The organism is Enterobacter sp. MGH 37, assembly GCF_000534515.1.
GTDB classification, from domain to species: Bacteria; Pseudomonadota; Gammaproteobacteria; order Enterobacterales; family Enterobacteriaceae; genus Enterobacter; species Enterobacter kobei.
In genome coordinates this window covers 1,434,762-1,456,418 of record NZ_KI973206.1, presented here as the reverse complement: position 1 = coordinate 1,456,418, position 21,657 = coordinate 1,434,762, and the positions used below count along the sequence as shown (strand labels likewise).

Sequence of the window (21,657 nt, the reverse complement as noted above, 5' to 3'; positions counted from 1 at the left end):
TGGAATGAGCTATGTCTACCACTAAACTGACCCGTCGCGAACAGCGCGAACACGCCCAACACTTCATCGATACCCTGGAAGGTACCGCTTTCCCGAACTCGAAGCGCATATACATCACCGGTTCACAGGCCGACATTCGCGTGCCGATGCGCGAAATCCAGCTTAGCCCGACGCTTATCGGCGGCAGCAAAGATAACCCGCAATATGAAGATAACGAAGCCGTCCCGGTGTATGACACCTCCGGCCCGTATGGCGATCCCTCTGTTGCCATCAATGTTCAGCGGGGTCTGGCAAAGCTGCGCCAGCCGTGGATTGACGCACGTAACGACTGTGAAGAACTCAACGAACAAAGCTCGTCGTACACCAAAGCGCGCCTGGCCGACGACGGTCTGGACGAATTGCGTTTCACCGGTCTGCTGACGCCAAAACGCGCCAGAGCGGGCAAACGCGTGACCCAGCTGCACTATGCGCGCCAGGGGATCGTCACACCGGAGATGGAGTTCATCGCCATTCGTGAAAACATGGGCCGCGAGCGTATCCGTAGCGAAGTGCTGCGCCACCAGCATCCAGGTGAAGGGTTTGGCGCTCGCCTGCCGGAAAACATCACGCCGGAGTTTGTGCGTGACGAAGTGGCCGCTGGCCGCGCGATTATCCCTGCCAACATCAACCACCCGGAATCCGAACCGATGATTATCGGCCGCAATTTCCTGGTGAAGGTCAATGCCAATATCGGTAACTCTGCCGTCACTTCCTCCATCGAAGAGGAGGTAGAAAAGCTGGTCTGGTCAACGCGCTGGGGCGCGGACACGGTAATGGACCTCTCAACTGGCCGTTATATTCACGAAACACGCGAGTGGATCCTGCGTAACAGCCCGGTCCCGATTGGTACCGTCCCGATTTATCAGGCGCTGGAGAAAGTGAACGGCATCGCCGAAAACCTCACCTGGGAAACCTTCCGCGACACGCTGCTGGAGCAGGCGGAACAGGGCGTGGACTACTTCACGATTCACGCTGGCGTGCTGCTGCGCTACGTGCCGATGACCGCAAAACGTCTGACCGGCATCGTCTCCCGCGGCGGGTCCATCATGGCAAAATGGTGTCTGTCACATCATCAGGAAAACTTCCTCTACGAACACTTCCGCGAGATCTGCGAAATCTGCGCCGCCTATGACGTATCCCTGTCGCTGGGCGACGGCCTGCGTCCGGGCTCCATTCGCGATGCCAACGACGAAGCGCAGTTTGCCGAGCTGCACACGCTGGGCGAACTGACAAAAATTGCCTGGGAGTATGACGTACAGGTGATGATTGAAGGCCCTGGACATGTGCCTATGCAGATGATCCGCCGCAATATGACCGAGGAGCTGGAGCACTGCCACGAAGCGCCGTTCTATACTCTGGGGCCCCTGACCACCGATATTGCACCGGGCTACGACCACTTCACCTCCGGGATTGGCGCAGCGATGATCGGCTGGTTCGGCTGCGCCATGCTCTGCTACGTCACGCCGAAAGAGCACCTGGGCCTGCCAAATAAAGAGGACGTGAAGCAAGGACTAATTACCTACAAGATTGCCGCTCATGCGGCGGATCTGGCGAAAGGCCACCCGGGGGCGCAAATCCGCGATAACGCCATGTCGAAGGCGCGCTTTGAATTTCGCTGGGAAGATCAGTTCAACCTGGCGCTGGACCCCTTCACAGCCCGCGCCTACCACGACGAAACCCTGCCGCAGGAATCGGGCAAGGTGGCACACTTCTGCTCCATGTGCGGTCCAAAATTCTGCTCGATGAAAATCAGCCAGGAGGTACGCGACTACGCCGCCGCACAGACCATCGAAGTGGGTATGGCAGACATGTCAGAAACCTTCCGCGCGAAAGGCGGCGAGATCTACCTCAAAAAAGAGGAGGCCTAATGTACCAGCCTGATTTCCCCTCCGTGCCCTTCCGTTTAGGGCTCTATCCGGTGGTGGACAGCGTGGAGTGGATCCAACGCCTGCTGGAGGCAGGCGTTCGCACCCTCCAGCTGCGCATCAAGGATAAGCGCGATGAAGAAGTTGAGGCCGACGTTATCACCGCCATCGCGCTGGGACGACGCTACCACGCTCGTCTGTTTATCAACGACTACTGGCGGCTGGCCATTAAGCACCAGGCGTACGGCGTCCATCTGGGTCAGGAAGATCTGGAAACTACCGATCTTAACGCTATCCGCAAAGCCGGGCTGCGGCTGGGGGTGTCGACACACGACGATATGGAAATTGACGTGGCACTGGCGGCGCGCCCCTCCTACATTGCCCTCGGCCACGTTTTTCCGACGCAAACCAAGCAGATGCCCTCCGCACCACAGGGTTTAACGCAGCTGGCGTTACACGTTAAGCGCCTGACCGATTACCCCACCGTTGCCATTGGCGGGATAAGCCTTGAACGCGCCCCTGCGGTACTGGAGACCGGCGTCGGCAGTATTGCCGTCGTCAGCGCGATTACCCAGGCGGCGGACTGGCAGGCGGCCACGGCACGGCTTTTACAGCTGGCAGGAGCGGGCGATGAATGACCGCGATTTTATGCGCTACAGCCGTCAAATTCTGCTGGAGGATATCGCCATCGACGGGCAGCAAAAGCTGCTCGCCAGCCGGGTGTTGATTATTGGTCTGGGCGGATTAGGCGCCCCCGCCGCGCTTTATCTGGCAGGCGCAGGTATCGGTACGCTGGTGCTGGCCGACGACGACGAGGTGCACCTCAGCAACCTGCAGCGACAAATCCTCTTCACGACAAAGGACATTAATCAACCCAAAGCGCAGATTACCCGCCAGAGGCTGAATCAGCTCAACCCGGACATCGAACTGATTGCACTCCAGACGCGGCTGAGCGATGAAAATCTGCACCGTGAGGTCGCCCTTGCCGACGTGGTGCTGGACTGCACTGACAACATGGCGACGCGTCAGGCGATCAACGCCGCCTGCGTGATCAATAACACACCCCTGATCACCGCCAGCGCGGTGGGGTTCGGCGGACAGATGATGGTCCTGACGCCCCCCTGGGCGCAGGGCTGCTATCGCTGCCTGTGGCCGGACGATGCCGAGCCCGCACGCAACTGCCGCACGGCAGGCATTCTTGGCCCGGTAGTCGGAGTGATGGGCACCCTTCAGGCGCTTGAGGCCATCAAGCTGCTCAGCGGCATGGAGACGGAACGTAATACGCTGCGGCTGTTCGACGCTCGTTCAGGCGGCTGGCGCCATCTGGCCTTAAACCGCGCCAGCCACTGCCCGGTATGCGGAGGCCGCGATGCGCATTCTGTTTAACGATGAGCCGATAAGCTGCGACGACGGGCTGACCATTGCCGCCCTGCTCGATAAGTTACGTCAGCTCAAGCCGGGAACGGCGCTGGCACTCAATCAACAGATCCTGCCGCGCGAGCAGTGGGAACATCAGCAGGTCAATGACGGCGACCAGATCCTGCTGTTTCAGGTTATCGCAGGGGGCTGAGATGCTACATATTGCCGATAAAATCTTTGATTCACATCTGTTTACCGGAACCGGAAAGTTCGCCTCTCCACAGCTGATGGTAGAGGCCATCCGTGAAAGTGGCAGCCAGCTGGTGACGCTGGCGATGAAACGCGTGGATCTGCGCCAGCACAACGATGCCATTCTTGCGCCTTTGCTGGAGGCAGGCGTTACGCTCTTGCCCAACACCTCCGGTGCAAAAACGGCGGAAGAAGCAATTTTCGCCGCACAGCTGGCACGTGAAGCGCTCGGTACCCACTGGCTGAAGCTGGAAATTCATCCGGATGCCCGCTGGCTGCTGCCGGACCCGATTGAAACGCTGAAAGCAGCAGAAAAGCTTGTGCAGCAAGGGTTTACCGTCCTGCCTTACTGCGGGGCGGACCCTGTGCTGTGTAAGCGTCTGGAAGAGGTCGGCTGTGCCGCCGTGATGCCGCTGGGTGCGCCAATTGGCTCTAATCAGGGTCTCGAAACTCGCGCGATGCTGGAGATCATCATTGAACAAGCCACCGTGCCGGTGGTGGTCGATGCGGGGATTGGCGTACCAAGCCATGCCGCGCAGGCGCTGGAGATGGGGGCCGACGCGGTACTGGTCAATACGGCGATTGCGGTGGCTGACGATCCGGTCATGATGGCGCGCGCGTTCCGCATGGCCGTAGAGGCCGGCTTGCTGGCAAGAGGATCCGGCCCTGGCTCGCGCAGTTTTCAGGCGCAGGCCACCAGCCCGCTGACCGGTTTTCTGGAGGCTCTCTCATGAGCACGTTTACCGAACGCTGGCGTCAGCTCAACTGGGACGATATCGCCCTGCGTATCAACAGCAAAACGGCGGCTGACGTGGAGCGTGCCCTGAATGCCCGTCATCTGACCCGTGAGGACCTGATGGCCCTGCTCTCTCCGGCGGCCAGCGCGTACCTTGAACCGATGGCGCAGCGCGCTCAGCGCCTTACCCGCCAGCGTTTTGGCAACACGGTAAGCTTCTACGTTCCACTTTATCTCTCGAACCTGTGCGCCAATGACTGCACCTATTGCGGTTTCTCCATGAGCAACCGCATCAAGCGGAAAACCCTTGATGAAGATGAGATCGCACGTGAGTGCGCCGCCATTCGTAAAATGGGGTTCGAACATCTTCTGCTGGTCACGGGCGAGCATCAGGGAAAAGTGGGAATGGACTATTTCCGTCAGCACCTTCCGGCGATACGTCGCGAGTTTGCGTCGTTGCAGATGGAGGTACAGCCCCTGTCGCAGGACGAGTACGCGGAGTTAAAATCGCTCGGGCTGGATGGGGTCATGGTTTACCAGGAAACCTACCACGAGGCAACGTACGCCCGGCACCACCTGAAGGGGAAGAAACAGGATTTCTTCTTCCGGCTGGAGACACCGGACAGGCTGGGCCGCGCCGGGATCGATAAAATCGGTCTCGGGGCGCTGATTGGGCTCTCCGACAGCTGGCGGGTCGATTGCTACATGGTGGCAGAGCATTTGCTGTGGCTCCAGCAGCACTACTGGCAGAGCCGCTATTCTATCTCTTTCCCCCGCCTGCGACCCTGCGCAGGCGGAATAGAACCGGCATCGCTGATGGATGAGCGTCAGCTGGTGCAGACTATCTGCGCGTTTCGCCTGCTCGCCCCGGAGGTTGAATTATCGCTTTCAACGCGTGAGTCCCCGGCGTTTCGCGATCGCGCGATCCCGCTGGCAATTAACAACGTCAGCGCGTTTTCCAAAACACAGCCGGGCGGTTACGGCGACGATCACCCGGAGCTGGAACAGTTTGCACCGCATGACGGGCGACGTCCGGAGGCAGTCGCCGCCGCCCTGACGGCACAGGGCCTACAGCCGGTCTGGAAAGACTGGGACAGCTGGCTGGGAAGAGCCTCGCAATAACGTTGAAACACGCTGCAATACGTTAAAAAAGTGTCGAGACACTACGGAAAGATAAAACCGGACGATTGTCAGCGATCGTCCGGTTTTTTATTGTCATCCGGTCAGCAAGGGATGCTGGCCAGGGCGAAAAGCTTCTTCCTCGTTTCGCCCTGCCTCCGATTTCTTGCATAAATGGGGCGGCAAAAACATGGATAAGGAATTTCTTAGTGATTCTTAAGATAAATCATCTTGCCGAAAATCGTGTTCCGTATAATTCACCGCGAACCGCAGGACAGCGACTATGCTGAGAGGATATCGGCAGACAAAAAGTATTCACCATCAGGATCGATGTACAACTCATGGCACTTCACAGCAAAAAGCTCTCTTTTACCCGGCCAATCATGCTCAGCTTCGCGGGGATCCTGTGCAGTTTTGCGCTGATCGCGGTCGTGGTCTCTCTTTCGCAAAGAAAGGATTTTCTTGAGGATTATCACAAGATTAACAGTAACTTCACGCATAACCTGGCGGTTAACTATACCGAATCAATCCTGCGTGAAAACGACTATATCCTTGGTCGCTCTGCGATGTACTTTGCCCGCAGCGAGATACTGAATGAGACGCTCAACGTCAACCCGACGCAAGGGCTGCAGATGTTGATGCATTTGCAAAACCTGATGCCGACCGTGTCATCCATCTCGCTGGCCGATACAGAGGGACATTATTTACACTCACCAGAAGCACCTCCCACGGAAAAGAGTAAAAACGTCGATCCGCGGACGCGCCCGTGGTTTGTCGCGCACGCAGAAGCCAGTATTTTCAGCCATTATACCCACCATTATACGGACTACTTTACCGGGCATCCGACAGTTACGCTTTATAAGCCATTGATTTCAACAGAAGGCAGACTCAAGGGAACCCTCGCCTTTCATCTTGATTTGACGTCGATGGGGTATACCCTTCGACAAATGGTGGCCCCCGTACAAGGGGAATTCTTCGTCGTCGAACGCGACGGGACCGTCGTGCTGCACCCAGATACAGGCGCCCTGTTCAAAAAGTACGTGAGCGAAGCGCTGATGGACAAAATGACCAGCGGCGAAGGCCATCTTTACGACCGGAAAACCAATGCCTGGTATTACTACTACTCTTTCACGAACCCGGACTGGTTTGTTATCTATCGGGTATCTGGCGCAACGCTTACCGATATCACCCGCCACGAAACTACTATCGTTGTCTGGGGCTTCGCGCTGGCAGCCATCATCATCATTCTGTTCGGCCTTTATTTGCGTCATGCCTCGCGTACCGTATTAATGACCATTATCAATGCGATCAAAACGGGCGATGTCAGCCAGGCACCGCGTCTGGAAGCGATGCTGAGCCACACGATTCAGTCCAATAAAGAGCGGGAGATGGCGTATGTTCGCCAGGCGACTCACGATGCGTTGACCGGCTGCAAAAACCGCCGCGCGTTTGACAATGATGTGGATGAACTGCTGACCGCCCACCAGCCTTTCGCACTGGCGCTGATTGATATCGATAACTTCAAATCGATCAACGACACATGGGGACATCTGAGTGGTGACATTGTCCTGCGTAATGTGGCGCGCGAAGGGATCCAGATAATGCAGCCACACAACATCTCGGTCTATCGCTACGGTGGAGAAGAGTTCGCGGTGATCTTCCAGGCCGAGCAGATCGCTGCCGCATTCTCATTGCTTGACGCCTGGCGCACCGCCGTTGAAAGGCGCGTCTGGCGGGAAGAAAACCTGCACGTTACGTTCAGTGCGGGTCTGGGGGAATGGCACTTCGAACCGCTGGAACAACTGGTGGGAAGTGTCGATAACGCGCTTTATAGCGCTAAACAGCAGGGAAAAAACCGCATTGTTCGAACAACCGTCGGCTAATTTTCTCTCCTCCCGTCAGAATTGTAACCGGTTTCAGAAAAATGCCGTTTTCTTTGTGATGCCTGACACACAATCGCGGTAAAGCGGTTGTTGAAGCGGTCTGCACGGGATAATTATCAATAAACACATGTAGATCGAGGCTGATTATGAAGAACATCGTTTTATGCTGTGCAGCGGGAATGTCAACCAGCATGCTGGTTCAACGTATGAAAGACGCCGCGCAGAAAAAAGGGGTTGAAGTCACCATTAAAGCCGTTCCGGTTGCGGAGTTTAAAGACAACATCGCGACGGCCGACATCGTATTGCTGGGGCCACAGGTTAAATACGAGCAGGCAAAACTGCAGGCACAGGCTGACCCACTGGGCAAAAAAGTCGCGGTGATCGACATGATGGACTACGGCATGATGAAAGGCGATGCCGTACTGGAAAAAGCCCTCAAACTGCTGGAGTGACCTCATGGAAGATTTAGAGACAACGATCATGGAACTGCTGGTCAACGCCGGGGCGGCGCGAAGTGCCGCGCTTACGGCATTACAAATGGCCCGCAAAGGTGAGTTCGACGAAGCCGAAAAAGCAATGGAAGAGTCTCGCGAATATGTGAAGCATGCGCATACGATCCAGACACAGCTTATCGGTCTTGACGAAGGAACCGGCAAGCTCCCGGTCAACCTGATAACCGTTCACTCTCAGGACCACCTGATGAACGCCATGGTGATTCAGGATCTGGCAGGCGACATGATTGAGCTTTATCGACGGATCCCGTTAGTGAATTGAAAAAATGCAGATGTAAAAAAACCCGCCGAGGCGGGTTTTTTATTTACTGCATCAACGATTACTCGTTGTCGGAACCGCCCAGACCTGCGTTCAGCAGTTCTGCCAGGCTCGCGGATGCATCTTCAGCAGTCACCTGCGGTGCAGCTGGCAGTTCGCCCGCAGCACGACGACGCATACGATCCTGATGGTATGCATAACCGGTACCCGCTGGGATCAGACGACCCACGATAACGTTCTCTTTCAGACCGCGCAGTTCATCACGTTTACCTGCAACAGCCGCTTCGGTCAGGACACGAGTCGTTTCCTGGAACGATGCTGCAGAGATGAAGGACTCGGTTGCCAGAGACGCTTTGGTGATACCCAGCAGATCGCGCGCGTAAGTCGCACCGATTTTGCCATTCGCTTCCAGGTCGCGGTTAGCGATCTTGACGCGTGAGTATTCAACCTGCTCGCCTTCGAGGAACTCAGAGCTGCCTGCGTTTTCGATGGTTGCTTTACGCAGCATCTGACGAACGATAACTTCGATGTGTTTATCGTTAATCTTAACGCCCTGCAGACGGTATACGTCCTGTACTTCGTTAACAATGTAACGGGTAACAGCATGTACACCACGCAGACGCAGGATGTCGTGCGGCGCTTCTGGACCGTCGGAAACAACGTCACCACGTTCTACACGTTCACCTTCGAACACGTTGAGCTGACGCCACTTAGGAATCATCTCTTCGTACGGCTCGCTGCCATCTACTGGAGTGATAACCAGACGGCGCTTACCTTTGGTCTCTTTACCGAAGGAAATGATACCGCTGATTTCAGCCAGGATTGCCGGCTCTTTCGGACGACGTGCTTCGAACAGGTCCGCAACGCGTGGCAGACCACCGGTGATGTCCTTGGTACCGCCGGATTCCTGAGGAATACGCGCCAGGGTGTCACCAGAGCTGATCTGTACGCCATCTTCCAGCTGTACAATCGCTTTACCCGGCAGGAAGTACTGCGCAGGCATATCGGTACCCGGGATCAGAACGTCATTACCCTGAGCATCAACGATTTTCAGTGCAGGACGCAGATCTTTACCACCGGTAGTACGTTCAGCAGAATCCAGAACCACCAGAGAAGACAGACCGGTCAGCTCGTCGGTCTGACGAGTAATGGTCTGGCCGTCGATCATGTCAGTAAAGCGGATGAAACCACTTACTTCGGTGATAACCGGCATGGTGTGTGGATCCCAGTTTGCAACGGTTTCACCGCCGGCAACCTGCTCGCCATCACCTTTCGCCATAACCGCACCGTAAGGTACTTTATAGCTCTCTTTGGTACGACCGAATTCGTCGATCAGCTTCAGCTCGGTGTTACGAGAGGTCACAACCAGCTTGCCTGCGGAGTTAACAACCGACTTCGCATTGCTGAGCTTGATGCTACCTTTGTTTTTCACCTGAATGCTGGATTCAGCAGCCGCACGAGATGCCGCACCACCGATATGGAACGTGCGCATCGTCAGCTGTGTACCTGGCTCACCGATGGACTGTGCCGCGATAACGCCGATAGCTTCACCTTTGTTGATGATGTGGCCACGCGCCAGGTCACGACCATAGCAGTGCGCACAAACACCAAAGTCGGTGTCACAGGATACAACGGAACGCACTTTCACGGAGTCAACAGAGTTCGCTTCCAGCAGGTCACACCACTGTTCGTGCAGCAGCGTGTTGCGTGGAACCAGAATGTCTGCGGTACCCGGCTTCAGAATGTCTTCCGCGGTTACACGACCCAGTACGCGATCGCGCAGTGGCTCTTTAACATCACCACCCTCGATAACCGGGGTCATGGTGATACCTTCGAGGGTGCCACAATCGTCTTCAGTTACGACCAGATCCTGTGCAACGTCAACCAGACGACGCGTCAGATAACCGGAGTTCGCTGTTTTCAGTGCGGTATCCGCCAGACCTTTACGCGCACCGTGCGTGGAGATGAAGTACTGGAGTACGTTCAGACCTTCACGGAAGTTCGCGGTGATTGGCGTTTCGATGATGGAACCATCTGGCTTCGCCATCAGACCACGCATACCTGCCAGCTGACGAATCTGTGCTGCAGAACCACGCGCACCGGAGTCGGCCATCATGTAGATGCTGTTGAAGGAAACCTGCTGCTCTTCTACGCCGTCACGGTTAATCACGGTTTCGGTCTGCAGGTTATCCATCATCGCCTTGGATACACGATCGTTCGCCGCAGCCCAGATATCGATAACTTTGTTATAGCGTTCGCCCGCGGTTACCAGACCAGACTGGAACTGCTCCTGGATCTCAGCAACTTCAGCTTCCGCTTCAGAGATGATCTCGTGTTTCTTCTCTGGGATGACCATGTCATCGATACCAACAGATGCACCTGAACGCGCTGCATAAGCAAAGCCGGTGTACATTGTCTGGTCAGCGAAGATAACGGTCGGCTTCAGACCCAGAATGCGGTAACAGGTGTTCAGCATTTTGGAGATCGCTTTCTTACCCAGCGCCTGGTTGACGATGGAGAAAGGCAGACCTTTCGGTACGATCATCCACAGAATGGCACGGCCAACGGTCGTGTCTTTCAGGCTGGTGTGCGCAACGAATTCGCCGTTTGCATCTTTTTCGTATTCAGTGATACGCACTTTAACGCGCGCATGCAGAGAGGCCAGGCCAGCGCGATAAATACGCTCAGCTTCTTTAGGGCCAGTCAGCACCATGCCTTCGCCTTTGGCGTTAACACAGTCACGGGTCATGTAGTACAGACCCAGTACAACGTCCTGAGAAGGAACAATGATTGGCTCACCGTTCGCTGGGGACAGAATGTTGTTGGTAGACATCATCAGCGCACGCGCTTCCAGCTGGGCTTCCAGCGTCAGCGGTACGTGAACAGCCATCTGGTCACCATCGAAGTCGGCGTTATACGCCGCACAAACCAGCGGGTGCAGCTGGATAGCTTTACCTTCGATCAGTACTGGCTCAAATGCCTGGATACCCAGACGGTGCAGGGTTGGTGCACGGTTCAGCAGTACCGGGTGTTCGCGGATCACTTCGTCCAGGATATCCCAAACGACAGCTTCTTCACGCTCAACCATTTTCTTCGCGGCTTTGATGGTGGTGGCCAGGCCACGCAGCTCCAGTTTGCCGTAGATGAATGGTTTGAACAGCTCCAGTGCCATTTTCTTCGGCAGACCGCACTGATGCAGACGCAGGTATGGACCTACGGTGATAACAGAACGACCGGAGTAGTCAACACGCTTACCGAGCAGGTTCTGACGGAAACGACCCTGTTTACCTTTGATCATATCGGCCAAAGATTTCAGAGGACGCTTGTTAGAACCGGTGATCGCACGACCGCGACGACCGTTATCCAGCAGGGCATCTACCGCTTCCTGCAGCATACGTTTTTCGTTGCGTACGATGATGTCCGGCGCAGCCAGATCCAGCAGACGTTTCAGACGGTTGTTACGGTTAATGACGCGACGATACAGATCGTTCAGGTCAGACGTCGCGAAACGACCACCATCCAGTGGAACCAGCGGACGCAGATCTGGCGGCAGAACCGGCAGAACGGTCAGGATCATCCACTCTGGTTTGTTACCAGACTGAACGAACGCTTCCAGCAGTTTGATACGCTTGGTCAGCTTTTTACGCTTGGTTTCGGAGTTGGTTTCGTTCAGCTCTTCACGCAGCTGCTCGCACTCTTGCTCCAGATCCATGCTCTTCAGCAGGGCCTGGATAGCTTCCGCACCCATTTTCGCGTCGAATTCGTCACCGAACTCTTCCAGCGCGTCCAGATACTGCTCTTCAGTCAGGATCTGGTGACGTTCCAGATTCGTCATACCGCCTTCGATAACCACATAAGATTCGAAGTACAGTACGCGTTCGATATCACGCAGCGGCATATCCAGCAGCAGACCGATACGGGACGGCAGAGATTTCAGGAACCAGATGTGCGCAGTCGGAGACGCCAGCTCGATGTGGCCCATGCGCTCACGACGCACTTTGGTCTGGGTCACTTCAACGCCACACTTCTCACAGATCACACCACGGTGTTTCAGGCGCTTGTACTTACCGCACAGGCACTCGTAGTCTTTTACTGGCCCGAAAATACGCGCACAGAAAAGGCCGTCACGCTCAGGCTTGAACGTACGGTAGTTGATGGTTTCCGGCTTTTTAACTTCACCGAAAGACCATGAACGGATCATGTCTGGCGAAGCCAGAGCAATTTTGATCGCATCAAACTCTTCGGTTTTAGTCTGCGCTTTCAGAAACTTTAATAAATCTTTCACGGATTTGCTCCCGTCGGAGTTAGCACAATCCGGTGCCGGGGGTTAACCCGGCACCAGTGACCTGTTTGAGCGAGAATTACTCGTCTTCCAGTTCGATGTTGATACCCAGCGAACGAATCTCTTTCAACAGTACGTTGAAGGACTCTGGCATGCCCGGTTCCATCTGATGGTTGCCGTCCACGATGTTTTTATACATCTTGGTACGACCGTTCACGTCATCAGACTTAACGGTGAGCATTTCCTGCAGGGTGTATGCCGCGCCGTATGCTTCCAGCGCCCACACTTCCATCTCCCCGAAGCGCTGACCACCGAACTGTGCCTTACCACCCAGCGGCTGCTGAGTAACCAGGCTGTAAGAACCGGTAGAACGAGCGTGCATTTTGTCGTCGACCAGGTGGTTCAGTTTCAGCATGTACATGTAACCTACGGTTACCGGACGCTCAAACTGTTCACCGGTACGGCCGTCAAACAGCGTAATCTGACCAGACGTTGGCAGACCACCCAGTTGCAGCAGCTCTTTAATTTCAGCTTCTTTTGCACCGTCGAAGACCGGCGTTGCAATTGGCATACCTTTGCGCAGGTTCTCTGCCAGACGCAGCACTTCTTCATCGCTGAAGGTGTTCAGGTCGACTTTCTGACGAACGTCGGTACCCAGATCGTAGGCACGCTGGATGAATTCGCGCAGTTTCGCGACTTCCTGCTGCTGTTTCAGCATGGCGTTGATCTTGTCGCCGATACCTTTCGCAGCCATACCCAGGTGGGTTTCCAGAATCTGACCGATGTTCATACGAGACGGTACGCCCAGTGGGTTCAGTACGATATCTACCGGCGTACCGTTAGCATCGTGCGGCATATCTTCGATCGGGTTGATCTTAGAGATAACACCCTTGTTACCGTGACGACCTGCCATCTTATCACCAGGCTGGATCTGACGTTTAACGGCCAGATACACCTTAACAATCTTCAGCACGCCTGGTGCCAGATCGTCGCCCTGAGTGATTTTGCGGCGTTTCGCTTCGAGTTTTTTCTCGAACTCGTGTTTCAGTTCGTCATACTGCTCAGCCAGCTGTTCCAGCTGATTCTGTTTCTCTTCGTCGGTCAGGCCCAGTTCCAGCCAGCGATCGCGTGGCAGTTTGTCGAGCTTCTCAGCTTCAACGCCACCGGCAACCAGCACCGCATAAATACGGCTGAACAAACCTGCTTCGAGGATCTGCAGTTCTTCAGACAGGTCTTTCTTGGCCTGCTTGAGCTGCATCTCTTCGATTTCCAGCGCACGTTTATCTTTCTCAACGCCATCACGGGTGAAGACCTGAACGTCGATAACCGTACCGGAAACACCGTTTGGTACGCGCAGAGAAGAGTCTTTAACGTCAGACGCTTTCTCACCGAAGATGGCACGCAGCAGTTTCTCTTCTGGCGTCAGCTGGGTTTCACCTTTCGGCGTTACCTTACCAACCAGAATGTCACCGCCGGTCACTTCCGCACCGATGTAAACAATACCGGATTCATCCAGTTTGGAGAGCGCTGCTTCACCCACGTTAGGGATATCGGCCGTGATCTCTTCTGGCCCCAGCTTGGTGTCACGGGACACACATGCCAGTTCCTGAATGTGGATGGTGGTGAAACGATCTTCCTGAACCACACGCTCGGAGACGAGGATGGAGTCTTCGAAGTTGTAACCGTTCCACGGCATGAACGCTACGCGCATGTTCTGACCGAGCGCCAGTTCACCGAGGTCGGTGGACGGACCGTCTGCCAGCACGTCGCCGCGCTCAACTGGCTCACCCAGAGATACACAAGGCATCTGGTTGATACAGGTGTTCTGGTTAGAACGGGTGTATTTGGTCAGGTTGTAGATGTCGATACCCGCTTCGCCCGGATACATCTCGTCTTCGTTAACTTTGATAACGATACGGGATGCGTCAACGTACTGAACGGTACCGCCACGCTTAGCAACTGCAGTAACACCGGAGTCAACGGCAACAGCACGTTCCATACCGGTACCAACCAGCGGCTTATCAGCACGCAGAGTTGGAACGGCCTGACGTTGCATGTTCGCACCCATCAATGCACGGTTGGCGTCATCGTGTTCCAGGAACGGGATCAGGGACGCACCGACGGATACCACCTGCTGGGTGGATACGTCCATGTAGTCAACCTGGTCGCGGCTGAACAAGCTGGATTCGCCTTTGCTACGGCAGGTAACCAGATCTTCTACAAAGTGGCCTTCGTCATCCAGGTTGGAGTTCGCCTGAGCGATAACGTAGTTGCCTTCTTCGATAGCAGACAGGTAATGAATTTCGTCGGTTACAACACCGTCGGTCACTTTACGATACGGGGTTTCGAGGAAACCGTATTCGTTTGTCTGTGCGTACACGGACAGGGAGTTGATCAGACCGATGTTTGGACCTTCAGGCGTTTCGATTGGACATACGCGACCATAGTGCGTCGGGTGTACGTCTCGAACTTCGAAGCCTGCACGTTCACGGGTCAGACCGCCTGGGCCGAGTGCAGAGATACGACGTTTGTGCGTAATCTCAGACAGCGGGTTGTTCTGGTCCATGAACTGAGACAGCTGGCTGGAACCGAAGAACTCTTTCACTGCCGCAGAAATCGGCTTGGCGTTGATCATATCCTGAGGCATCAGGGTATCCAGATCGCCCAGAGACAGACGCTCTTTAACCGCACGCTCAACACGTACCAGGCCAACGCGGAACTGGTTTTCCGCCATTTCGCCTACGGAACGGATACGACGGTTGCCGAGGTGGTCGATATCGTCCACTTCGCCTTTACCGTTACGGATATCGATGAGCTTCTTCATCACTTCGATGATGTCGTCTTTGCTCAGGATACCGGAACCTTCGATCTCATCACGCAGCAGAGAACGGTTGAACTTCATACGACCTACCGCGGACAAATCGTAGCGGTCTTCGGAGAAGAACAGGTTCTCGAACAGGCTTTCAGCCGCTTCGCGAGTTGGTGGCTCACCAGGACGCATCATGCGGTAGATTTCAACCAGCGCGCTCAGACGATCGGTCGTTGGGTCGACGCGGATAGTCTCAGAGATATAAGGACCGTGGTCCAGATCGTTGGTGAACAGCGTTTCGATACGTTTGTGGCCAGACTGGCTCAGCTTAGCCAGCAGATCCAGGCTCAGCTCCATGTTAGCCGGGCAGATCAGCTCGCCAGTTGATTCATCAACGTAATCTTTCGCGGCTACTTTTCCTGCAATGTACTCAACCGGAACTTCGATGTGTTTGATATCATCTTTTTCCAGCTGGCGGATGTGGCGCGCGGTGATACGGCGACCTTTTTCCACATACACTTTGCCGTCGGCTTCGATGTCGAACGACGCGGTCTCACCACGCAGACGTTCCGGCACCAGCTCCATCTGCAGCTTGTTGTCGCGGATTTCAAAGATCACTTTCTCAAAGAACAGGTCCAGGATCTGCTCAGTGGTATATTGCAGCGCACGCAGAATGATGGTTGCAGGCAGCTTACGACGACGGTCGATACGGACAAACAGGTTGTCTTTTGGATCGAACTCGAAGTCCAGCCATGAACCACGGTAAGGAATGATACGTGCGTTATACAGTACTTTACCGGAAGAGTGTGTTTTACCTTTATCGCTGTCGAAGAAGACGCCCGGGCTACGATGCAGCTGGGAAACGATAACACGCTCAGTACCGTTGATAACGAAAGTACCGTTGTCTGTCATGAGCGGAATTTCACCCATGTAGACTTCTTGTTCTTTAATGTCTTTTACGGTGCCTTCCGGCGCTTCGCGCTCGTAGATCACCAGACGCAGTTTTACGCGCAGCGGTGCGGAATAGGTCACGCCACGGATCTGACATTCCTGAACGTCAAACACCGGTTCGCCAAGGCGGTAGCTGACGTACTGCAGCTCGGAGTTACCGCTGTAGCTCTGAATCGGGAACACGGAACGGAAGGCGGCTTCCAGACCGTACTGCCCTTCAGGATCTTGCTCGATAAACTTCTGGAACGAGTCAAGCTGGATAGAAAGGAGATATGGAATGTCCAGAACTTGTGGACGTTTACCAAAATCCTTACGAATACGTTTTTTCTCGGTATAGGAGTAAACCATAGGGTTCCTCAGCTCGCTGACAAGTCGACCCATCTGTCCGACGAAGGGACAGTTTGTGCAACACCATTTTGTGGACCGGAAAATTGAATACTTTCCGCAATACCTGTTGCTATCACGCTTAAATCATTTCGTCGCGATTTACACAGAGCGAGCACCCTGTCGCAATATATTAAGTCGTCGATAGAAACATGCATTGTCAGGACAATCAGCAGTCAAACAGTGTGAAATGCTACTGATGCCTTACAGCGCAAAAAGGCTGGTGACTAAAAAGTCACCAGCCATCAGCCTAATTGCTTAGGCTGCAACCAGAAGGGTTGGCTTATTTAACTTCAACTTCAGCGCCAGCTTCTTCCAGAGATTTTTTCAGTGCTTCTGCGTCGTCTTTGCTCACGCCTTCTTTCAGCGCAGCTGGAGCAGATTCTACCAGGTCTTTAGCTTCTTTCAGACCCAGGCCAGTTGCGCCACGTACTGCTTTGATAACAGCAACTTTGTTAGCGCCTGCAGCTTTCAGAATTACGTCGAATTCAGTTTTTTCTTCAGCAGCGTCAGCAGCTGGGCCAGCAGCAACAGCTACAGCGGCAGCAGCAGAAACACCGAATTTTTCTTCCATTGCAGAAATCAGTTCTACAACGTCCATTACGGACATAGCGGCAACTGCTTCAATGATTTGATCTTTAGTGATAGACATTTAAATTGTTCCTGAAAATCAGAATAAGTTTATACGTAAGCAAATGCTTTATAAAGATAACTGCGATTAAGCAGCTTCTTTTGCATCGCGAACAGCAGCCAGAGTGCGAACCAGTTTGCCAGCCGAAGCTTCTTTCATGGTTGCCATCAGGCGTGCAATTGCTTCTTCGTAGGTCGGCAGGGTTGCCAGGCGATCGATTTGCGATGCCGGGATCAACTCACCTTCAAAGGCTGCAGCTTTGACCTCAAATTTTGCATTCGCTTTCGCGAACTCTTTGAACAGACGAGCAGCAGCGCCCGGGTGTTCCATAGAGTATGCAATCAGGGTCGGACCAACAAACGTGTCTTTCAGGCACTCGAAAGGAGTACCTTCAACTACGCGACGCAGCAGGGTGTTACGAACAACACGCATGTATACGCCAGCTTCACGACCTGCTTTACGCAGTTCAGTCATTTTGTCTACAGTAACGCCACGGGAATCCGCAACTACTGCAGACAGCGCGCCTTTGGCTACTTCGCTGACTTCAGCAACAATCGCTTGTTTGTCTTGAAGATTTAAAGCCATTAGCTTTGCTCCTGGATGTTTGCCGGAACTCATGTTCCGGAACTCACTTCACTCTCCCAAACGGAAAGAGCGTCTTAATACGGTGAGCAGAAACAAGCCAGAATATCCAAAAATAATCTTAGCGTTCTGTCACCGTCTACGCAGGGGATTAAGTCTCTTGCGAAACACCTGCGGTCTTCGACGGAGGCCTGGATTAGGCCAGGCTCCAACGAACAATTCTTTTAGCCGCTAACTTTTGTTAGCAAACGTGGGGGTAAGATTGTAGACAAAATCACCGCCCACGTAAAGGCATTAGTTTGCAGCAGCGCTCAGGCCAGCCTGGTCAACTGCAACACCTGCACCCATGGTGGTGGAGATGCTAACTTTCTTGATGTACACGCCTTTCGCCTGAGTTGGTTTTGCTTTTTTCAGCGCAACCAGCAGAGCTTCCAGGTTTTCTTTCAGTTTGTCAGCGTCAAAGTCCACTTTACCGATGGTGGTGTGGATGATGCCGTTTTTGTCGTTACGATAACGAACCTGACCTGCTTTAGCGTTCTTAACCGCTTCAGCAACGTTAGGCGTTACAGTACCCACTTTCGGGTTTGGCATCAGGCCACGTGGACCCAGAACCTGGCCCAGCTGGCCAACAACGCGCATTGCATCTGGAGATGCGATAACAACGTCGAAGTTCATTTCGCCTTTCTTGATCTGGTCAGCCAGATCTTCCATACCTACCAGTTCAGCGCCAGCAGCTTTAGCAGCTTCTGCGTTAGCACCCTGAGTAAATACAGCTACGCGAACGGAACGGCCAGTACCGTGTGGCAGTACAGTTGCACCACGAACGTTCTGATCAGATTTACGAGCATCGATGCCCAGGTTAACAGCAACGTCAACGCTTTCAACGAACTTAGCAGTAGCCAGTTCTTTCAGCAGAGCGATAGCTTCGTTGATGTCGTACTGTTTGGTCGCATCAACTTTGTCACGGATCACGGACATGCGCTTGGTCAGTTTAGCCATTTCTTAGTCCTCCACTACCAGGCCCATGGAACGTGCAGTACCTTCGATGGAGCGAGTCATCGCTTCAATGTCGGCACCAGTCATGTCGGCAGCTTTGGTCTGCGCGATTTCCTGCAGCTGAGCGCGGGAAATTTTACCCACTTTGTCTTTGTTCGGTTTACCGGAACCAGACTTGATACCCGCCGCTTTCTTCAGCAGAACTGCTGCTGGAGGGGTTTTGGTAACGAAAGTGAAAGAACGGTCAGCGTAAACAGTGATTACAACTGGGATTGGCAGACCTTTTTCCAGGGATTCGGTTTTGGCGTTGAACGCTTTACAGAATTCCATGATGTTCACACCCTGCTGACCCAGAGCTGGACCAACTGGTGGACTTGGGTTCGCCATACCAGCTGCAACCTGCAGCTTGACGTAGGCTTGTACTTTCTTAGCCATTCTAAAATCCTCTGATTGGGTAATAGCGCCTCAGGGAGGCTCCCCGTGAATAAAATTCGTTTTACGGGCCGAGACCCATAAAAACAAAAGGCGCGAAATTGTATTCCAATCTCGCGCCTTGTGCAACGATTAAATCGTCGCTTTTTTGATCGCTGCTTAGGCTTTCTCTACCTGAGCAAAGTCCAGTTCTACCGGGGTCGCACGACCGAAGATAGAGACGGAGACTTTCAGGCGGGACTTCTCGTAGTCCACTTCTTCAACCACACCATTAAAGTCAGCAAACGGACCGTCATTAACACGAACCATTTCACCCGGCTCAAACAGCGTTTTCGGACGCGGCTTATCACCCACCTGCTGCAGGCGGTTCATAATCGCATCAACTTCTTTGTCGCTGATTGGCGCCGGACGGTCAGACGTGCCGCCGATAAAGCCCATCACGCGCGGTACGCTGCGCACCAGGTGCCAGCTCGCGTCGTTCATAACCATCTGAACCAGCACGTAACCCGGGAAGAATTTGCGCTCGCTTTTGCGACGCTGGCCGCCACGGATCTCAACCACTTCTTCGGTCGGAACCATAACTTCGCCAAATAACTCTTCCATGTTGTGTAATTTGATATGCTCACGCAGCGACGTTGCTACGCGGCCTTCAAAACCGGAAAACGCCTGAACGACGTACCAGCGCTTTTTAGGGGCTTCAGACATCTCAGAACCTCAGGCCAGTGATAAAGGATACCAGGCGAACCAGAATACCATCCAGTCCCCACAGGATCAGTGACATTACAGCGGTAACCGCCGCTACAATCAGCGTGGTGTGCAATGTTTCCTGGCGAGTCGGCCAAATCACCTTGCGGACTTCGGTACGCGCTTCGCGTGCAAAAGCGACAGTCGCTTTGCCTTTCGTCGTCAACAGCGCGACACCACCCGCTGCAGCAATCAGAATTACCACTGCAAGCGCGCGTAGCGGCAGCATAATGTCACGATAAAGGTAGTTGCCGACAATCGCTACGATCAGCAGAACGGCTACCACTACCCATTTCATCGCTTCCAGGCCGCGCCCGCTCCCTTGAGCTTCGGTATTCGCACTCATAAACCAACCTGTCAGAAGTATTCTACAAACATTTTCACCCCGCGATTGCGAGGCAAACCAAATCGAAATGCTCATTCGCTTTTCGGATTATACGCTCTCTGCAGAGCCTGTCTCAGCAATGATTATGACAAAAATAATCACTGATGAGCCAGGTTCTGATCTGAAAGCGTGCAAAAAGGGCATCAAATGATGCCCTTTTATTGCGCATTGCGTCAAATGTTATCAGCAATTAGCCGAGAACTTTAGCAACCACGCCCGCGCCAACGGTACGGCCACCTTCACGGATTGCGAAACGCAGACCGTCATCCATCGCGATTGGGTGGATCAGAGTCACAACCATCTTGATGTTGTCGCCTGGCATTACCATCTCAACGCCTTCTGGCAGTTCGATGGTACCGGTCACGTCAGTTGTACGGAAGTAGAACTGTGGACGGTAGCCTTTGAAGAACGGAGTATGACGGCCGCCTTCGTCTTTGGACAGGATGTACACTTCAGATTCGAACTTGGTGTGTGGCTTGATTGAGCCTGGCTTCGCCAGAACCTGACCACGTTCGATTTCTTCACGTTTGATACCACGCAGCAGAACACCAACGTTCTCACCAGCACGGCCTTCGTCCAGCAGTTTGCGGAACATTTCAACGCCAGTACAGGTAGACTTCGCAGTCTCTTTGATACCAACGATTTCAACTTCTTCACCAACTTTGATGATACCGCGCTCTACACGACCGGTAACAACGGTACCACGACCGGAGATGGAGAATACGTCTTCGATTGGCAGCAGGAATGGCTTGTCAATCGCACGCTCTGGTTCTGGGATGTAAGAATCCAGGAAGCCAGCCAGTTCGATGATTTTCTCTTCCCACTCTGCTTCGCCTTCGAGCGCTTTCAGCGCGGAACCACGAACGATTGGGGTGTCGTCGCCTGGGAAATCGTACTGAGACAGCAGTTCACGAACTTCCATCTCTACCAGTTCCAGCAGCTCTTCGTCATCAACCATGTCACACTTGTTCAGGAACACGATGATGTAAGGAACGCCTACCTGACGACCCAGCAGGATGTGCTCACGAGTCTGAGGCATTGGGCCGTCAGTCGCAGCAACAACCAGGATCGCGCCGTCCATCTGCGCAGCACCGGTGATCATGTTTTTAACATAGTCGGCGTGGCCTGGGCAGTCTACGTGTGCGTAGTGGCGAGTCGGGGTGTCGTATTCAACGTGAGAAGTGTTGATGGTGATACCACGAGCTTTTTCTTCTGGTGCGTTATCGATCTGGTCGAATGCACGAGCAGAACCACCGTAGGTTTTAGCCAGAACGGTAGTGATTGCAGCGGTCAGCGTTGTTTTACCATGGTCAACGTGGCCGATAGTACCGACGTTAACGTGCGGTTTTGTACGTTCAAACTTTTCTTTAGACATCGATTGTCCCTCTAAGACACGGATAAATCGGTGATATCACCACATCAACCAGGCGAAATGCCTGA

Annotated in this window: 18 protein-coding genes; 9 read left to right on the top strand and 9 right to left on the bottom strand. The window is 54.0% G+C overall.

From position 1 onward, the window contains the following. Positions 1 to 11: 11 nt before the first annotated feature. The 9 genes from thiC (at position 12) to L383_RS04445 (ending at position 8,024) form a co-directional block, all read left to right on the top strand. A complete protein-coding gene (gene thiC, locus L383_RS04405; protein WP_023331766.1) occupies positions 12 to 1,907 on the top strand; it encodes a phosphomethylpyrimidine synthase ThiC in 1,896 nt (631 codons plus the stop codon). Next, the gene (thiE, locus tag L383_RS04410; RefSeq protein WP_023331765.1) at positions 1,907 to 2,542 is read left to right on the top strand and encodes a thiamine phosphate synthase; all 636 of its coding nucleotides are present in this window, start codon (positions 1,907 to 1,909) and stop codon (positions 2,540 to 2,542) included. The genes thiC and thiE overlap by 1 nt, the downstream gene beginning before the upstream one ends. Then, the gene (thiF, locus tag L383_RS04415) at positions 2,535 to 3,290 is read left to right on the top strand and encodes a thiazole biosynthesis adenylyltransferase ThiF (protein WP_023331764.1); all 756 of its coding nucleotides are present in this window, start codon (positions 2,535 to 2,537) and stop codon (positions 3,288 to 3,290) included. The genes thiE and thiF overlap by 8 nt, the downstream gene beginning before the upstream one ends. Next, complete coding sequence (gene thiS, locus L383_RS04420) at positions 3,274 to 3,474, top strand: sulfur carrier protein ThiS (protein WP_014882071.1); 201 nt, start codon at positions 3,274 to 3,276, stop codon at positions 3,472 to 3,474. Before thiF ends, thiS begins: the two co-directional genes overlap by 17 nt. Before the next feature lies 1 nt (position 3,475). Beyond that, entirely contained in the window at positions 3,476 to 4,246 is a 771-nt protein-coding gene (gene thiG, locus L383_RS04425) for a thiazole synthase (RefSeq protein WP_023331763.1), read from the top strand. Further along, on the top strand, positions 4,243 to 5,370 hold the full coding sequence (gene thiH, locus L383_RS04430) for a 2-iminoacetate synthase ThiH (protein WP_023331762.1): 1,128 nt from the start codon (positions 4,243 to 4,245) through the stop codon (positions 5,368 to 5,370). The genes thiG and thiH overlap by 4 nt, the downstream gene beginning before the upstream one ends. Before the next feature lie 338 nt (positions 5,371 to 5,708). Then, a complete protein-coding gene (locus L383_RS04435; RefSeq protein ID WP_023331761.1) occupies positions 5,709 to 7,250 on the top strand; it encodes a sensor domain-containing diguanylate cyclase in 1,542 nt (513 codons plus the stop codon). Positions 7,251 to 7,396: 146 nt separating this feature from the next. Next, entirely contained in the window at positions 7,397 to 7,702 is a 306-nt protein-coding gene (locus L383_RS04440; RefSeq protein ID WP_014882067.1) for a PTS sugar transporter subunit IIB, read from the top strand. A 4-nt stretch (positions 7,703 to 7,706) separates the two neighbouring features. After that, the gene (locus tag L383_RS04445) at positions 7,707 to 8,024 is read left to right on the top strand and encodes a PTS lactose/cellobiose transporter subunit IIA (protein WP_008503455.1); all 318 of its coding nucleotides are present in this window, start codon (positions 7,707 to 7,709) and stop codon (positions 8,022 to 8,024) included. A gap of 58 nt (positions 8,025 to 8,082) precedes the next feature. On the opposite strand, the gene rpoC is transcribed toward L383_RS04445, so the two are convergent. From rpoC to tuf, 9 genes are all read right to left on the bottom strand, one after another. Next, the gene (gene rpoC, locus L383_RS04450; RefSeq protein WP_014882066.1) at positions 8,083 to 12,306 is read right to left on the bottom strand and encodes a DNA-directed RNA polymerase subunit beta'; all 4,224 of its coding nucleotides are present in this window, start codon (positions 12,304 to 12,306) and stop codon (positions 8,083 to 8,085) included. 76 nt (positions 12,307 to 12,382) lie between these two features. After that, on the bottom strand, positions 12,383 to 16,411 hold the full coding sequence (gene rpoB, locus L383_RS04455; protein ID WP_014882065.1) for a DNA-directed RNA polymerase subunit beta: 4,029 nt from the start codon (positions 16,409 to 16,411) through the stop codon (positions 12,383 to 12,385). Between the two features lie 319 nt (positions 16,412 to 16,730). Beyond that, positions 16,731 to 17,099, bottom strand: a complete 369-nt coding sequence (rplL, locus tag L383_RS04460) for a 50S ribosomal protein L7/L12 (protein WP_014882064.1) — start codon at positions 17,097 to 17,099, stop codon at positions 16,731 to 16,733. 66 nt (positions 17,100 to 17,165) lie between these two features. Next, positions 17,166 to 17,663 (bottom strand): 50S ribosomal protein L10, encoded by a 498-nt coding sequence (gene rplJ / locus L383_RS04465; protein ID WP_004097644.1) that lies wholly within the window; start codon positions 17,661 to 17,663, stop codon positions 17,166 to 17,168. A gap of 291 nt (positions 17,664 to 17,954) precedes the next feature. After that, positions 17,955 to 18,659, bottom strand: coding sequence for a 50S ribosomal protein L1 (gene rplA, locus L383_RS04470; RefSeq protein WP_013095000.1), 705 nt, complete (start codon positions 18,657 to 18,659; stop codon positions 17,955 to 17,957). A gap of 3 nt (positions 18,660 to 18,662) precedes the next feature. Beyond that, the gene (gene rplK, locus L383_RS04475) at positions 18,663 to 19,091 is read right to left on the bottom strand and encodes a 50S ribosomal protein L11 (protein WP_008503452.1); all 429 of its coding nucleotides are present in this window, start codon (positions 19,089 to 19,091) and stop codon (positions 18,663 to 18,665) included. Between the two features lie 156 nt (positions 19,092 to 19,247). Next, positions 19,248 to 19,793: a transcription termination/antitermination protein NusG gene (gene nusG, locus L383_RS04480; protein WP_003862341.1), complete on the bottom strand. Its 546-nt coding sequence runs from the start codon at positions 19,791 to 19,793 to the stop codon at positions 19,248 to 19,250. A 1-nt stretch (position 19,794) separates the two neighbouring features. Further along, complete coding sequence (secE, locus tag L383_RS04485) at positions 19,795 to 20,178, bottom strand: preprotein translocase subunit SecE (RefSeq protein ID WP_013094999.1); 384 nt, start codon at positions 20,176 to 20,178, stop codon at positions 19,795 to 19,797. 229 nt (positions 20,179 to 20,407) lie between these two features. Beyond that, complete coding sequence (tuf, locus tag L383_RS04490; RefSeq protein WP_014168151.1) at positions 20,408 to 21,592, bottom strand: elongation factor Tu; 1,185 nt, start codon at positions 21,590 to 21,592, stop codon at positions 20,408 to 20,410. Positions 21,593 to 21,657: the final 65 nt, after the last annotated feature.